The organism is Vibrio sp. 1562 (assembly GCF_033340155.1).
Classification (GTDB): Bacteria; Pseudomonadota; Gammaproteobacteria; order Enterobacterales; family Vibrionaceae; genus Vibrio; species Vibrio alginolyticus.
Map to the genome: position 1 here is coordinate 1 of NZ_JAWOVY010000454.1, position 640 is coordinate 640.

At 46.7% G+C, this 640-nt stretch carries 1 protein-coding gene and 1 pseudogene; both read left to right on the forward strand.

The genetic code is table 11. From position 1 onward, the window contains the following. Positions 1–227, forward strand: a pseudogene (znuC, locus tag R7Z49_RS25770) (zinc ABC transporter ATP-binding protein ZnuC); the annotation flags it as partial. Beyond that, a partial coding sequence (locus R7Z49_RS25775) for a metal ABC transporter permease (protein WP_318112508.1) occupies positions 220–640 on the forward strand: 421 nt, incomplete at its 3' end. The pseudogene znuC and the gene R7Z49_RS25775, both read left to right, overlap by 8 nt.

The window sequence follows — 640 nt, forward strand, 5'->3', positions numbered from 1 at the left end:
CAGACGATGTGATTTGTTTGCACCACCACGTTTGTTGTTCGGGATCACCAGCAACGATCACTCAGCATCCTTCTTACATAGCATTGTTTGGTAACGCAGCGAGAGAATCACTCGCGTTTTATCATCACGACCACGAGCATCACCATCACGATTTGTCTGGCTCTCCAGTATCGGGCGACGCTACCTCGTGCTCTAACCATAGCCACGGACATCATCACCATGATTGAGTTTCTTCTACCTTCTATTCTCGCTGGTATTGGTATTGCAATCATCGCAGGTCCACTCGGGTCTTTTGTTGTATGGCGCAAAATGGCCTACTTCGGTGACACTCTTGCCCATGCATCGTTAATGGGGCTCGCTCTCGGGTTCTTACTGAACGTTAACCTCTATCTTGCGCTGCTAGTCTGCTGTTTAGCATTAGCGGTACTCCTTGTAACACTGCAAAGGCAGCAACTGGTGGCCACAGATACCCTACTCGGAATTCTGGCTCACAGCTCTTTGTCTATCGGTTTGGTGTCAGTAAGCTTTTTGGACAATGTTCGTGTCGATCTAATGAGTTACCTATTTGGTGATTTATTAGCTGTATCACCAGAAGATTTGATGTTTATTTATGCCGGCGTAATTGTCGTTAGTGCATGTT